The following is a 13,476-nucleotide window of genomic DNA, read 5'->3' on the forward strand; positions in this document are numbered from 1 at the left end:
GGTTCAGGCGCTTGCGGTTGCGCTGACCGCGCTTGCCGTCGCGGCCTCGCTTTCGCGCAGCTTCTTGCGGTGCACCTTGCCGGCGGGCGTCTTGGGCAGTTCCTCGACGAAGGCCACATGGCGCGGATACTCGTGCTGGCTCAGTTGCGAGCGCACCAGATCCTGGATCTCCTGCACGAAGGCCTCGTCGGGCTGGCGGGGCGACACCACGAAGGCTTTCACCACCTGGCCGCGCAAGGCATCGGGCACGCCGATGGCGGCGGCTTCGCGCACGTCGCGGTGCTTCAGGATGGCGTCCTCGATTTCCACCGCGCTCATGGTCCAGCCGGCCGAGATGATCACGTCGTCGGCGCGGCCCGCGTGGTAGTAGTAGCCGTCCTCGTCCACACGGGCCAGGTCCTTGGTGGGCAGCCATTCGTCGTGGCGCCACACCATCAGGTCGCCGATCTGCCCGATGGGCGCGGCCTGGCCCGCGGCATCGCGCACCATCACCTTGCAACCCGGCACGGGCTTGCCCAGCGAGCCGCGCCGCACCGGAAAATCCGCCGCGCCGGGATAGCTGGCCAGGATCACGCCGATCTCGGTCGTGCCGTACATGCTGCGCGGCCGATGCCCGAAGGTGGCTTCGACGAATTCCTCGGTCACGCCGTCCATCGGTTCACCCGTGAACGAGACCTTGTCCAGGAAATAGCGATGCCGGTCCGCCTGGCCGCTGTTGCGCATCATGCGGTAGTGCGTGGCGGCGGCCGAGATGTTGGTGAAGCGGTGCTGCTCCAGCGCCTGCAGCAGGCGGGCCGCATCGAACTTGCCGGAGTACGCGCCCACCGTCAGCCCCAGCGCCAGCGGCGCCAGCGTGCCGTGCCACAAGCCGTGGCCCCAGGCCGGCGATGACGGGCAGATGAAGCGGTCGCCCGGCCGCAAGCCCGTGCCGTACAGCGCGGCGCCCATCAGCGTGACCAGGGCGCGGTGCGTGTGCCGCACCGCCTCGGGCAGCTCGCGCGTGGTGCCGGACGTGTACTGGAAGACCGCCAGGTCGTCGGCGCGGGTATCGGTGGCGTAGGTATCGGGATGGCTCGCCAGTTCGGCGTCGAACGCCGCATCGGCCACCACCGTTTCCAGCCCGGCGATGCCGGCGCACACGGCCGCCTTGTCGGCCTGCGTCACCATCAGCCGCGGCGTGCAGTCCTGCACGCGCAGCCGCACGCCATCCGGGCCGAACAACGTGAACATCGGCACGGCGATGGCGCCGCGCTTGATGGTGCCGAACAGCGCCACGTAGAAGGCCCGCGACGGCTCGAGCATGATCGCGACCCGGTCACCGGCCTGCACGCCCCGGGCCTGCAGATAGTGCGCGAAACGCGACGAATCGGCGGCGAGACCGCCATACGACAACGTGACGTCATTGCCATCGGCGCGCACCAGCACGATGGCGGGATGATCCGCCCCGGCATGCCGGTCGATGCATTCGTGCGCGATGTTCAGGCGTTCGCGGTTGCCATCGAACAAGTCCCAAAGGCCATCGCGTGACCAATGGGCCTGTGCATCCGCGTACGTCGTGTAGTCCGTCAGCTTGCTCATTACAGCGGCTTCCTCGCAGGGCCCGCGGGGCGGGCGTTAACGGCTGGGCATGGCAAGCACTTTGCGCGCCGCGCTTATAATTGTCAAATAGAATATTAAATTGTCTATGTACAATTATTAGACAGCCCATTTATCTGGCAAAGTGGCGAACGAGCGCTTACCGCGCCACGAAGCACTCGAGACGCAGACCCGATAACAAGATTCCGATGACCGACTCCCCTCCCGACGCCCCCGCCCCTCGCGCCGCCCGCGGCACCCGCATCCGTCCGGTGCCGGCCGTCACGCGCGCCATTGCCATCCTGCGTCTGCTGGCCCAGTCGGGCGAACCGCTCAGCGCCAAGCAGATCGCGCAGGCGCTGGAGATCGTGCCCAGCACCGCGCTGCACATCCTGCGCGCACTGGTTTCCGAGGACGTGGTCAACGTCGATTCGGCCAAACGCTACAGGCCCGGCCCCGGCATGCTGGCGCTGGCGCGCGGCATGCTCGAGCACAGCTCGTTCCGCACCGTGGTGCAGCCTGCCCTGGACCAGCTCAGCCGCACCTGGCAGGTCACGTCGATCGGCGTCGAAACGCCCAATCTCGACCACATGGTGGTGCTGGCGCTGGCGCGCTCGCCGCTGCCCTTCAGCCTGCACGTGGATGTCGGCAGCCGCTTTCCGGGGCTCATCAGCGCCACCGGCCGGCTGGTGGCGGCCTACAGCGCGGAGCCCTGGGAAGCCATCGCGCAGCGCTTCCGGCAACTGCGCTGGCAGCATCCCGTGGACATCGACAGCTGGCGCAAAGAGCTGGATACCGTGCGCCGCCAGGGCTACAGCGAGGACCGCGGCGACTACATCGGCGGCGTCACCATCGTGGCCGTGCCCATCCTGGATCTGTCGGGCCGGCTGACCCACACCATCGTCTGCGCGGGCGTCAGCCACACCATGGACGGCGCGCAGGCCGATGCGCTGATCGCCGACATGCAGGCCGCCGCCACCGACGTCGCGCGGCAACTGCTGCGCTGAGTTCAACACGGAACCCCACACATGACCTCATCCGATCACGACCTGCAGGACTGGACCCGCCACGACCTGGGCGGTTTCACGGGCCACGTCGGCCCGCTGTACACGCGCATGACGGACGCCGGACGCCTGTACGCGATGCGCGCCGACGCCCGCCATCTGAACCTGGCCGGCATCGTGCACGGCGGCATGATCGCCACCCTGCTCGACCAGTCGCTCAGCGCCATGGCCTGGGACCAGGCCGGCCGCGTGCCCTGCGTGTCGGTGCAACTGGACACGCAGTTCTTCGCGCCGGTGCGCGAAGGATCGCTGATGGTGGTGCAGGGCCGCGTCAAGCATCGCGCCAGCAGCCTGATGTTCGTGACGGGCGAACTGAGCGTGGACGGCAAGCCCTGCGCATCGGCCGAGGCCATCATCAAGATCCTGGCGCCCAGGACATAGCAGCCTGCACGCGGTGCACGTTCACGGCAGGGCGACTGCCTGAAACAGCACGCCGGCCTAAGAAAAATGCAACAAAATCCGGCACGACGCCGGATCGCCAAACTGCTTGGGTATGATCGGCAGCGAATCGCCAAGGTGCTTCCGCGGCCGCCGCTTCGTCATGCAGGGCCGCCCGATCCGACTCAGGAGATGCGTCCTCATGACCGCCCGTCATTGGCAAGTCTGGAGCCTGGCCGCCCTGTTGATGACCGCGCCGCTGGCGGCCCGGGCACAGGATATCGGCCCCGCGCTCGATCCCGGCCTGATGGTGGGATGGACCGCGAACGCGGCCGTGCAATACGACCTGGAGCGCCGCGCCAAGGCGGCGGAACGCGGCAAGTCCCAGGCAGGGCTGAATACCCGCTCGCTGTCGTCCGCCATGCAGGCGCCCGGCCGTGGCTCGGTCAACAGCAGCGATCCCCTGTTCACGTATCGTCCTTCCGCCGCCGTGCGCCGCGCCAACTACGCGCGCTTCGTCGAGCGCTCCCGCGCCGTCGATCCGCAAGGCGCGGCCCAGTTGGAACACGTATTCAAGACCGAAGACCTGATGGGCAAGGCCGACCAGTGGATGCAGACCTACGGCCTGACCGCCACCAATGTGGCCGATGCCACGTCCGTGTACCTGATGTCGGCATGGCTGGCTTCCCGGGGCCGCTCGGAAGACCCGGACCGCGCCTCGATGCGCGCGGTGCGCGACCAGGTGGCATCCGCCATCGCGGCCACGCCCGCCTTCCGCAAAGCGAGCGATGCGCAGAAGCAGGAACTGTCGGAAGCCATGATCATCCAGGCCATCATGATTTCGCAATATGTGGATGCGGCGAAAGCGCAACCCAGTCTGATGGCCGCCGTGCAGAACGCGGCCGTGTCGGGCGCGAAGAATACGTTCGGATTCGACATTCGCCAGATGGCGTTGAGCGCGCGCGGCCTGCGTTGATGGCGCGCGCGCACGCGGAAACACTGGTGAAGGCAATCGGACGCAAGGTCATCGGCGGCTGACGCTTCCGGCGATCGCATCAACGGCGCCCCTGACGACGCTTGCACGGGGCCCGCCCGGCGCTGACGCGCAGGCTCGCCTCCCACCCCGCAACGCACATCGCCTCCATCAAGAGCAAGACATCATGCAGACGCTCGGAGCCCTGTACGCCGCCGTGCGCCGCACACTGCTTGCGGCATCGGGAGCCCTGCTGCTGGCCAGCAGCCCCGCTCCCGCTCAATACATCAATCCCATGGCGGTATCGGGCATCACACTGCCCGTGGTGATGAATCCCTGCCCCGGCGGCAAGTGCACCGGCATCAGCCAGGATCGGAACCGCTCGCGCACCGGCAATGCCTCACCCCCGGCGCGGACGCAGGCGCATTCCGCCACACTGACGTTCACCCCTTCGGCCGCCCGGCGCAAGCAGAACCTGGCTCGCTTCGTGGCAAGCTCGAACGGCGATCCCGCCGTCAAGGAACTGGCGGCCCAGGCGCCACGGATATTTCCGCAACTGGCCACCGCCATGCGGCAGAGAAACCTGAATCCCGACAGCGTCGCGGACACCTATGCCATGTGGTGGATCAGCGCCTGGGACGCCGCGCACGGCAACACGGGCACCCGCTCCGCCAGCGTCTACACGGCGGTCAAGCAACAGGCCGCCGAAGCCATGCTGAACACCCCCAAGCTGACCGGCGCCAGCGCCGCGTTGAAGCAGGAAATGGCCGAGGCCCTGACCGTCCACACGCTGCTGATCGACATCGCCATGGAACACGCCAAGAATGATCCCGCGCAACTGAAGGCCGTTGGCCAGGCCGCCGCCACGGGCGCCCGGCGCATGGGCGTGGATCTGTCGGCGATGACGTTGACGGCGCAGGGATTCCAGGGCGCCGGCGCGCGTTGAGCGCGCGGCATCCCCAGCATCGCGCTGAAACAAAGGGAAAGGTCCGCTTGCCCTCTCCGGCGCATCACCGCCCATAGAATGGATCGACTGCTGCACGCCGGAAGGCCAGGCTTTCCGTGGCGCAGCCCACGTCTTCCATCGAAAGCGAGCCCGGCATGCGCGAGCGTAATTTGAGTCTGACCCTGGCCCTGTCCTTCGCTATCGGCCTTGCCGCGGGCGCCGTCATGGGCAGCGCGCGGGCTGCCACGGCCATGCCGTGCGACAACGCCACGACCCAGGCCGAGATGAATCAGTGCTCGCAAGAGGCCTACAAGGCCACCGATGCGGAACTGAATACGGCCTACGACAAGCTGATGGGACGGCTGAAGAAGGACCCGGCCCGCGCCGAGAACCTGCGCCGGGCGCAGCGCGCGTGGATCGGCTTTCGCGACGCCGAATGCGCCTTCGTCAGCGCGGGCACCACGGGCGGCACCGCGCAACCGCTGGTGACGGCGCAATGCCTGGAACAGCAGACGCGCCGCCGCGTGGAAACGCTGGAAAGCTATATGCAGTGCGAGGAAGGCGACCTGAGCTGCCCGACGACGCCGCAATAGCAGCGGGCACAAAGACAAGCCGAAAAAGAAAAGGGCCTCCAGATTTGGAGACCCTTTTACTTTGAAACTGGCGCGCCCGAAGAGATTCGAACTCCTGACCCCTTGGTTCGTAGCCTTGAGGTCGGCGCTAACCAGTTGATTTAATTAACATTGCGGATCTGCTTAACTCCCCCTTTCTGCACTGTTTTGCACCGATCTGGATACCCAGGTCCCCCAAAAGTCCCCCAACACAACCACCGTCAGACGCCGCTGCTAGACTGAGTTACATCCCAGCATCAGTGGAGATCATCACGTGTGTTCACACTATCAAGCCGTCAAAGACCGAGCGAAGCTGGAGAAGAAATTCGGCGTGGCCAACCTGCCCCCGCCGCCGTGGGATCTCTGGCCCAGGTATATGGGCGAGTTCGTCCGCCGACCGCGCGAATGGGATTCGGGCGACGACGCGGTGCCCGCGCGTGAGCTCGTGCCGGCGCGCTGGGGCCTAATCTCGGCGCAGACACGGGCCGAGGGTCTGGCCAAGGCCGAGAAGTTGTCGACGTTCAATGCGCGCAGCGAGACGGTGGCCAGGTCGTTCACGTTCAAGCACGCCTGGCAGAACGGCCAGTTCTGCATCATCCCCGCCGATGCCGTTTTCGAGCCGGACTGGCGCAGCGGAAAAGCCGTGCCCACCAGGTTCACACGGGGCGACGGCGAGCCCCTGGGCATTGCCGGCATCTGGGATCGATACCGCGACGCGGCCGGGCAGTGGCGCGAGTCGTACACGATGCTGACGATCAACGCAGACGCCCATCCGCTGTGGCGGCATTACCACCGGCCCACCGACGAGAGACGGTCGGTCGTGATCCTGCCCGAGGGAGCCTACGGCGACTGGCTGGCAGCCGGCCCGGACGAGGCGCGCGATTTCCTCCAGCCGTATCCTGCCGAGTTGCTGGTGGCCGAGCCGAGCAAATAGGGACATTTCCGGCGAAGCATCTCCTGTTTATACTGGATATCCATACAGGTATCCAGCTATGCCCCGCAAACCCACCCCTCCAGATCACGGCCAGGTCAATCACCAGGCCATGATGTCCCGCCATCCAGGCGGCGGCTGCTGGACGTGCAGCGGTTGGCTGGGCGAGTTCTCGCATGGAGGGAGGCACATCACCTGCCGCGGGAAACATGGGCCTACCACTATCCACGGCATGGACCGCGGCTGTGCGTTCTGGGAGCGCGAAATCGGCGCTGATGACGAGGTGGTTTATCGGGACGAACGCCACGCGCGCGGCTGGTTCGCACCTGAGTTCAGCGCTCCGGAGCCGCCGAGAGGCGACGCTGAGTAGGGTTTCTCCTACTATTGCGCAATACGACCAATGGGCGTATTATTCATCCATGGTGATCGACACCATGCGCCGCGCCTCGGGTTATCAGGGGCTGGAGATTGCAATGACCTACCATATCCGCAAAATCGACGTGAACGCCACCACGAAAACGTACGCTGGCATGCCCATCGAAGCTGGCACGTTTTCCGCCCTGCGCAAAACCCTGGTCGAGCAGGCCGATCTGTCGCATGGCCGCGGCGCTGACGTTCTGGACGCCCAGGGCGACGTGTTGTTTCACACTGCCGATTTCGAGGGCGCCCGCAATCACAACGGCAACGGCGTGACGCTGGAACAGATCATCGAACACCGCGACGTTCGGTTGAGCTAAATGGCCTACCAAATGATCCCTGGCCGCTATGCGGCGGCCAAGCGCGCGATTGAACTGTCTCGGTCGAGCCCTCAGGGTTACCGCGCCATCGACCGAGCCAAAAACCTCCAGGATGCGGTTCGGCTCGTCGCACATGGTCGATACCCGCTGCTGGACGAATTCGGGGTAAACCCCAGCGCCGTGTTCTGGGGGATCATTGCGAGGGCGCAACCCCTCGGGATGATCCCGGGAAAACTGCCGGAACACGATCCGGAGTCGACTGCTGACTATCCGCCAGATCCAAACCCAGGTCTCATTGAGGCGCTGGCCAGCGTATCCGTGTATCGCGAGCCCAACAGGCGCGGCGATGCAAATGCCGCTCGGTTCCTGCGCATCGCGCAGGCCCACGATTGGGCGGACTATTTCGATGCCGCGCTGGGCGCAGTAAAAGCGGCAAAAGAGTACGGCGTAAAGAAACTCAGCCCGCTGCGCGTTTACGACATGGTGGCCGGCCGCTCCCTGGATAGAGGGCAGCAGTACCCAGGGCGCAGTTACGGGTTTGATTTGGCAGATACGTTCTACCGCGGACAGCGGGGATCGCCTATGGCCCAGGCGGGCTATTCGGAGCCGGCCGAGTTCACCCCGACCAGTGGGCAAATTCCAGCCGAGCCGCTGAACCCGATGACGATGAATTGGCCATGGAACCCCCCTCGTGCCTAACCACCCCAACCGTAGCAACGTCGGCGCGTGGTATCGGCCCACGCCCGATGAATGGATCGGCCTGCGCCTCGCCGCTGGTCTGACACAGACACAGGCTGGGGACCTGGTGTGCAGCCCACTGCGCACCGTCCAACACTGGGAGGGCGGAACTCGCGCCATCCCTCCCATGGCCTGGAAACTGCTGATGATCGAGATCGCCCGTATGAACGGCTCCCTGGTTCCGGCGAGTCAGGATCGAAATTGACACACGCCTATTTCGGCCACGCCGCGACGGTCTCCCGGTGCCTGGCCGCACACACTCCCCAGAGCACCAGCACCTGGTCCTGCACCCAGGCCTGCCAGGCGTCATAGTCGTCAGGGCGTTGCGGCTCGCACCGCATCGTACGCCCGCTCGCATGTCAATCCGGCGTTGCGCGCCCGGTCGGCATATTCAGCCAGTTCTCCAGCAGTATCGATAGCCTGGCCGAGCACGTGGGCGAGCATATCGATGGGGGCTCCGGCTGACGGGCCTCCGTCGGCAACGGCGGAATTGCGGGCGACTGCGTCGGCAACCAGCGCGTCGATTCGCTGCCGCAGCCGGCGGCTAGCAACAGTAGCGGCATCAGCATCAGCAGCCGCAGCGGCCGCGCGTTGTTGGGCGTCATTGCGTTCTCTCTCCACTGCGGCAGTGCGCCGCTGTTCCTCGTCCCTGGCGGCCTCTACGGCTGCAATTGTGGCCTTGGCCTGCTGATCCCTGTACTCGGCCTGATCGCGCTCTACGCGGGCCATACGCGCGTCCCAGCGCCATTGCTGCGCCGTCCATGCGCCGGCTCCAGCGATGAGGGCAGCAATCGCAGCCGCTGCGGCATACCCGCGCCACCCCACCAGTGCGGCCATCATGGCGTGTCCAGCCACGCCGGAGCGTCGGGCTGCTCGGCTGGTGCCGGCGGCGTCACGGCTTGGTCGACGCGCCGGGCTGCCGTGCCAGCGGCGCTGGCGGCATTCTTGGCGGTGGATGCAGCAGACCGGGCAGTCGTGGCGGCATTACGCGCCGTCGTGCCGGCACTGCCCGCCGTGCGAGCGGCCTGCTCGGCTGTGGCGGCGGCTTGCTGCACGCCCTCGGCGACCTCCTGCACCTGGCCAGCGATCTCCTGCACCTGGCCGGCCGCGCTGGCTGCGGAGGCCGCGGCGCCGGCGGTCTTGTCGGTCAGCGCGGCCAGCGAGCGGCGATAATCCTCGCGCTGCTGCGCGATCGCTTGCCCCGCATCGCTCCACGCCACCAACGACCCCATGGCATAGCCCGCCACGAAAATCGCCAACACCAGCGCGGCCGCGTATACGCCGAGTAGCCAGCGCACCACGCGCGGGTGTCGGCACCCGCACCATTCAAGAATTTTTGCCATGGACAGCCTCGTTCAGTTTCTGGATCTGTGCGGTCAGTTCCGTGATCAGTTGGTTCTGCCGCTCGATGGTCTGGGCCTGAGCCGTGGCTCGTTCGGTCAAACCGGCCAGTTGCGCCTTCACGTCGCCCAGCTCGCGCAGGATGTCATTGCGTTCCTTGTAGGCGGTGTTGGCGTCCTGCCGCGCTTGGGCCGCCTCTTGGCGAGCCACCGCCAATTCGGCCGCAGCGTTCTGCCGCTCTGCCGCCAGTTGCCTCTCCAGCCGCTCGATCGCACCCTGCTCCGATTTCGCGCCGGCCAGTGTCACGGACAGCCTGGCCAGCAGAATCGGCAACACCTTCCACGCGGCGCCGCCGCCTACCAGAATCGTCACGATGTACGCGACGATCTGGCCGACGCTCAACGCATCTCCTGATACCGCGATGGCGCCCACGTCCGTGCCCACCACCGCCAGCATCATCCCCATGTTTTCGAGTGTGGCCACGTGGCCTCCTTATGCGGCCGCGGCGATCAGCACGTCGGCGATGCGGTCCGCCAGCGCTTCCTTGCTTTCCTGGTAGCGCGCCAGGTCGTCGGCGTTGCTGATGAAAAACAGTTCCAGGATGATGCCGCCGGCCTGCACGAATCCGAGGCGCTGGTGCTGGCCGCTGCCCTCGGGCTTGGCGCCACGGTCGCGGATGCCCAGCACCGCCGACACGGCGCCGGTCAGCGCGCGCCCCAGGGCCATGTGGCGGTCCTGCGATAGGGTCTCCACGCCCGTGGCGCTGGCCGGGCCGGCGTTGCAGTGGAACTCGACGGCCACCGCGCCAGGCGTGATGAGGCGGATCGCGTCACGCAGCGGCAGATTGACGGCGCCCTGACCATCAGTGATCGGTTCGACGCCGCGGGCGCGCAGGGACGCGGCCAGCAGGTTGCGGAACTCAGTGACGACGGCCGCCTCGGTGGCGCCGTTGCCTACGGCACCGGGATCAGTATTGCTGTGGCCAGCGGTGATGATGATGGTGCGCATGTAATCTCCAGACGTAAAAAAGCCCGCTCGAGGCGGGCTGAAACATAATTGTCAAACTCAGGTGACTCGATTATTCTTTTCCAAAAAATAGGCGCAGGAGAACGGATTTGCTCGTAACCGATGAATTGGCACGATCCATTGGCCTCTCAATAGAGAGCCTGACGAAGGCTGCGCACGCCCTCTGCCGACTGAGAGGGCTCACGGCTGATGATGGGGCAGTGGAGGCGGCGCTTGCCGAAATCATTCGGCATCAGCAGATTGAGCTGGCGCTGAACGCTGTGCTTTTCTAGACGGTCACTCCACGCTCAGCCATGAGCGTCACCATGTAGCCGAGTTTGTCGACGATCTCCCCCACATCCAGCTCGCGGCTGTACATCGCGACGTAGCCCAGATACCCGGCATTGCCCGTCTGCACCTGGCTCGGCACGGACGCCGGGAGGCCATTCAGGTACAGTGCGCCCCCCAGGGCGCGTTGGCTGAATGCCGAGGACACGACCGTTCCGGACCTGCTCACGTGCTGGATGCGGCCACGCGCCGTCGACGTCGTGTAGGCATGCGCCACCCACGCACCCGACGCGGGAATGGCATTGGAGGCGATGATCGTGGCGGGGGACGAGAGGCCGGTCGACGCGAGCCAGTTGCCCGTCGACGACTGATAGTTGTAGGCGAGGCGCACGCCCGCGTAGGGTGCTGTCGCCGGCGTCAGATTGCCCAGCAGCATCGAGGACGGCGACGTGCTGCTGTCGATACGATAGACCATCAGCACGGTCATCTCATCGGTCTCCGCGACTGGCGTGGCGATTGGATTCGCCGTCGTCAGCACGGCGCCCGCGCCATCGATATCGAATGCCCCGCCAGGCCACACCAGCGCATTGCCATTGCCGCTTATGTCCTCCAGCGACCGCATGGGCCAGACGGCCACGCTGTCGGGCGTGATCAGCGAGTGATCGGTGATATGGACCATCGGCAGGTCCAGGTCGTTGCTGTAGTAGTCGGAAATCTGGATCGTCATCGAATCACTCTCTGGAAAATGCCGAGCTGCGCCACTCGCAGATCAGCCGCATTGCTGTGCAGGACGATGGTGGCCGACGTGGACCCGCCGGTGACGGTGAATTCGTAGCTGAAATACCGCATGCCATCGATAGGCGTCGACCAGCGGCGTAGCCCTCCCAGGTGGATGGTCGAGGTGGGCCCGCCGCGGAGCGCGTATACCTGCGCCAGTGCGGGGTTGCCGACCGACGCATAGAACCCGAGCGTGTAGCTCGCTCCGGACGTGACCGCTACGGTGAGCGAGCGCTGGGTCTCGCCCGCCTGACCCAGCCGCCAGACATTCCCGACCACTGCGGGGTCGGTCTCGATCGCCACGTCACCCGCGATATCGGCCATCCAACCGTCTGCCTCGCCCCCGCTGGCTGTGAGAAACAGCGCGTTGGGAACCACGTTCGCGGAGAGGCCCACGGCCAGTTGCTCATCCGCATGGATAGGCTCGGTCGGTGAGATCCAATCGCCCATGACCCTCGCGAACTCAGCGCCCATCGCCCGCGCACCGGCGGCATTGGGATGGCTGGCATCCTGCGAGTATCCCGAGCGCCAGTCACCTGTCGCAGGGTCCACCGTGACGCGATGCATGTCGACCAGCGGGTAGCCGTAGCGGCGCGCATAGGCCCGGAGGTAGTTGTTGATGCGATGCTCGGCGATCCGGCGCGTGTCGAATCCGCCGTTCCCCTGCGCGCTCATCGTGCACAGCACGGGGATGATGCCTGCCTGGCGCAGTCGGCGGAAAATCGACTCGAATGCCGGGATCGTGACCAGATCGACATCCAGGCCCTGCAGCACGTCATTGCGTCCGCACGACACCACGCAGAACGTAGGTTTCGCGGCCAGTGCCGCCGGAATGCAATTGCGCCCCACTTGATCCGCGGTGTACCCGGCGACTGCATTCTGGCCGGCGTACTGCACACGGCCATTCGAGTACAGCAGCGCCCAGCCAGGCCACGACTGATCACTCAGGCACGGTGCGTACGACGTGCCATTGGCATTGGGGCCGGAGAATGCAATGCCGTACTGCAGGATGCTGTCGCCCACGTAATAGCAATCGCCAGACAACATGCCGCGCTGCATGCTGAGCGGAATACCATCGACCACCAGCGTCCGCATGCCCGAGTGGTATCCCCACAGCAGCCGGCCGTTGTTGGTGACCAGGCCATCCAGATACGTGGCGCCCGGGGCGGTGGTCACGATCCGCTGCGCACCGATCTGCACGGCGTCGCCATCGAGCACTGGCGCGCGCACGCCCTTCGGGGTAGTCAGAAAATTGTCGCTCCGGCGCACACCGTACAGCGCGCGCCCGTTGACGGTCGTCACCACATGACCGTACTCGTCGGCAGACGTCGAGGATCTGAATGCAACCCCTTGGGTGCGACGCTCTACTGCATCCGCAGCAACGAGCGCGCCGTCAGCGACCGCGGCGGTAGCGTCCAACGCGGTCTGATCGGCCTTGGCAGCCAGATCGCTGGCCAACTGATCGACATCGCCCTGATTGGCAGGCTGCGGCTCCAGCCACACCCAGCCCCCACCGCCAGGACCGTTCCAACTGTAGAAGCCTCGCCGCTCTGGAGCTGGATCACTCAGCACCCGGCCGATAGTGGGCACCGGCTGACCGGTGTCGGCCAGCATCTGGGTGTACGTGGTGTAGATCTCCTGATTGCCACCACTGGTAGCCGAATCCAGCACCTCCATGTACCACGTGGCCACGTTTTTCAGATCGTTGCCAGCCCTATTCACATTGGGAGCGCCAACCGGGTCATTCAACAGTTTCCCGAGGGATTCTGCGTCCTGACTAGCGTCCTGCAGGGTCTGCCGCGTGGGGTAAGTCGTCGCCATAGCGCCTCAAAAATAAAAAGCCCCGCTCATGGCGGGACTGTATGTGTCGTAGATCGGCTCACGCAAAGTCGCGATCGCGCTCGTAGTACCTGTCGTCGTAGTTAATGCCAGACAAAGGCAAGGTCCCATCCCCGTTGGCCGCGTCTTTCTCCGTCAAGAGGAACGCAGTCAATCCGCGCGGGCTGCTGCCAACGCCGATGACGTACTGAGTAGGGTTGAACGAACCGTCCTGCCTGGTCAGCGGCACAGTCCTCGGCTCACGCTGCAACAACGCGAGAGTCGCCCCCCCCC

Annotated in this window: 16 protein-coding genes; 8 read left to right on the plus strand and 8 right to left on the minus strand. The window is 65.8% G+C overall.

Features of this window, described 5'->3' with window-relative positions; translation table 11 throughout:
- Positions 1 to 3: 3 nt before the first annotated feature.
- Positions 4 to 1,578, minus strand: coding sequence for an acyl-CoA synthetase (locus A7W11_RS25590; RefSeq protein WP_066420796.1), 1,575 nt, complete (start codon positions 1,576 to 1,578; stop codon positions 4 to 6).
- A 206-nt stretch (positions 1,579 to 1,784) separates the two neighbouring features.
- Here A7W11_RS25590 and A7W11_RS25595 point away from each other — a divergent pair, with 206 nt between their 5' ends.
- From A7W11_RS25595 to A7W11_RS25630, 8 genes are all read left to right on the plus strand, one after another.
- Positions 1,785 to 2,582, plus strand: coding sequence for an IclR family transcriptional regulator (locus tag A7W11_RS25595; protein WP_066420798.1), 798 nt, complete (start codon positions 1,785 to 1,787; stop codon positions 2,580 to 2,582).
- A 21-nt stretch (positions 2,583 to 2,603) separates the two neighbouring features.
- Positions 2,604 to 3,020, plus strand: coding sequence for a PaaI family thioesterase (locus tag A7W11_RS25600; protein ID WP_066420802.1), 417 nt, complete (start codon positions 2,604 to 2,606; stop codon positions 3,018 to 3,020).
- 199 nt (positions 3,021 to 3,219) lie between these two features.
- Positions 3,220 to 3,993 (plus strand): DUF6683 family protein, encoded by a 774-nt coding sequence (locus A7W11_RS25605; protein ID WP_066420803.1) that lies wholly within the window; start codon positions 3,220 to 3,222, stop codon positions 3,991 to 3,993.
- A 184-nt stretch (positions 3,994 to 4,177) separates the two neighbouring features.
- Positions 4,178 to 4,936, plus strand: coding sequence for a DUF6683 family protein (locus A7W11_RS25610; RefSeq protein ID WP_066420806.1), 759 nt, complete (start codon positions 4,178 to 4,180; stop codon positions 4,934 to 4,936).
- A gap of 155 nt (positions 4,937 to 5,091) precedes the next feature.
- Positions 5,092 to 5,529: a lysozyme inhibitor LprI family protein gene (locus A7W11_RS25615; RefSeq protein ID WP_218188629.1), complete on the plus strand. Its 438-nt coding sequence runs from the start codon at positions 5,092 to 5,094 to the stop codon at positions 5,527 to 5,529.
- Between the two features lie 292 nt (positions 5,530 to 5,821).
- Positions 5,822 to 6,481, plus strand: coding sequence for an SOS response-associated peptidase (locus tag A7W11_RS25620; RefSeq protein ID WP_066420809.1), 660 nt, complete (start codon positions 5,822 to 5,824; stop codon positions 6,479 to 6,481).
- Between the two features lie 416 nt (positions 6,482 to 6,897).
- Positions 6,898 to 7,215, plus strand: a complete 318-nt coding sequence (locus A7W11_RS25625; protein WP_066420811.1) for a hypothetical protein — start codon at positions 6,898 to 6,900, stop codon at positions 7,213 to 7,215.
- Positions 7,216 to 7,914, plus strand: coding sequence for a hypothetical protein (locus tag A7W11_RS25630; RefSeq protein ID WP_066420817.1), 699 nt, complete (start codon positions 7,216 to 7,218; stop codon positions 7,912 to 7,914).
- Between the two features lie 354 nt (positions 7,915 to 8,268).
- Here the strand turns inward: A7W11_RS25630 and A7W11_RS25635 are convergent, their stop codons facing one another.
- The 7 genes from A7W11_RS25635 to A7W11_RS28615 form a co-directional block, all read right to left on the minus strand.
- Entirely contained in the window at positions 8,269 to 8,793 is a 525-nt protein-coding gene (locus A7W11_RS25635; protein ID WP_162270310.1) for a DUF2514 family protein, read from the minus strand.
- On the minus strand, positions 8,790 to 9,296 hold the full coding sequence (locus A7W11_RS25640; protein ID WP_156523232.1) for a hypothetical protein: 507 nt from the start codon (positions 9,294 to 9,296) through the stop codon (positions 8,790 to 8,792). Before A7W11_RS25640 ends, A7W11_RS25635 begins: the two co-directional genes overlap by 4 nt.
- Positions 9,280 to 9,777, minus strand: coding sequence for a hypothetical protein (locus A7W11_RS25645; RefSeq protein ID WP_156523233.1), 498 nt, complete (start codon positions 9,775 to 9,777; stop codon positions 9,280 to 9,282). The genes A7W11_RS25640 and A7W11_RS25645 overlap by 17 nt, the downstream gene beginning before the upstream one ends.
- A 9-nt stretch (positions 9,778 to 9,786) precedes the next feature.
- Complete coding sequence (locus tag A7W11_RS25650; protein WP_066420829.1) at positions 9,787 to 10,302, minus strand: N-acetylmuramoyl-L-alanine amidase; 516 nt, start codon at positions 10,300 to 10,302, stop codon at positions 9,787 to 9,789.
- Between the two features lie 286 nt (positions 10,303 to 10,588).
- Entirely contained in the window at positions 10,589 to 11,314 is a 726-nt protein-coding gene (locus A7W11_RS25660; protein ID WP_066420835.1) for a hypothetical protein, read from the minus strand.
- Positions 11,311 to 13,185, minus strand: coding sequence for a GDSL-type esterase/lipase family protein (locus tag A7W11_RS25665; protein ID WP_066420837.1), 1,875 nt, complete (start codon positions 13,183 to 13,185; stop codon positions 11,311 to 11,313). Before A7W11_RS25665 ends, A7W11_RS25660 begins: the two co-directional genes overlap by 4 nt.
- A gap of 58 nt (positions 13,186 to 13,243) precedes the next feature.
- A partial coding sequence (locus A7W11_RS28615) for a hypothetical protein (RefSeq protein WP_218188630.1) occupies positions 13,244 to 13,476 on the minus strand: 233 nt, incomplete at its 5' end.

The organism is Bordetella ansorpii (assembly GCF_900078315.1).
GTDB classification, from domain to species: Bacteria; Pseudomonadota; Gammaproteobacteria; order Burkholderiales; family Burkholderiaceae_B; genus Bordetella; species Bordetella ansorpii.

Coding starts and splice junctions, on each gene's coding strand:
- A7W11_RS25590 (WP_066420796.1), bottom strand. CDS start 1,578: ATGAGCAAGCTGACGGACTACACGACGTACGCGGATGCACAGGCCCAT.
- A7W11_RS25595 (WP_066420798.1), top strand. CDS start 1,785: ATGACCGACTCCCCTCCCGACGCCCCCGCCCCTCGCGCCGCCCGCGGC.
- A7W11_RS25600 (WP_066420802.1), top strand. CDS start 2,604: ATGACCTCATCCGATCACGACCTGCAGGACTGGACCCGCCACGACCTG.
- A7W11_RS25605 (WP_066420803.1), top strand. CDS start 3,220: ATGACCGCCCGTCATTGGCAAGTCTGGAGCCTGGCCGCCCTGTTGATG.
- A7W11_RS25610 (WP_066420806.1), top strand. CDS start 4,178: ATGCAGACGCTCGGAGCCCTGTACGCCGCCGTGCGCCGCACACTGCTT.
- A7W11_RS25615 (WP_218188629.1), top strand. CDS start 5,092: ATGCGCGAGCGTAATTTGAGTCTGACCCTGGCCCTGTCCTTCGCTATC.
- A7W11_RS25625 (WP_066420811.1), top strand. CDS start 6,898: ATGGTGATCGACACCATGCGCCGCGCCTCGGGTTATCAGGGGCTGGAG.
- A7W11_RS25630 (WP_066420817.1), top strand. CDS start 7,216: ATGGCCTACCAAATGATCCCTGGCCGCTATGCGGCGGCCAAGCGCGCG.
- A7W11_RS25635 (WP_162270310.1), bottom strand. CDS start 8,793: ATGATGGCCGCACTGGTGGGGTGGCGCGGGTATGCCGCAGCGGCTGCG.
- A7W11_RS25640 (WP_156523232.1), bottom strand. CDS start 9,296: ATGGCAAAAATTCTTGAATGGTGCGGGTGCCGACACCCGCGCGTGGTG.
- A7W11_RS25650 (WP_066420829.1), bottom strand. CDS start 10,302: ATGCGCACCATCATCATCACCGCTGGCCACAGCAATACTGATCCCGGT.
- A7W11_RS25660 (WP_066420835.1), bottom strand. CDS start 11,314: ATGACGATCCAGATTTCCGACTACTACAGCAACGACCTGGACCTGCCG.
- A7W11_RS25665 (WP_066420837.1), bottom strand. CDS start 13,185: ATGGCGACGACTTACCCCACGCGGCAGACCCTGCAGGACGCTAGTCAG.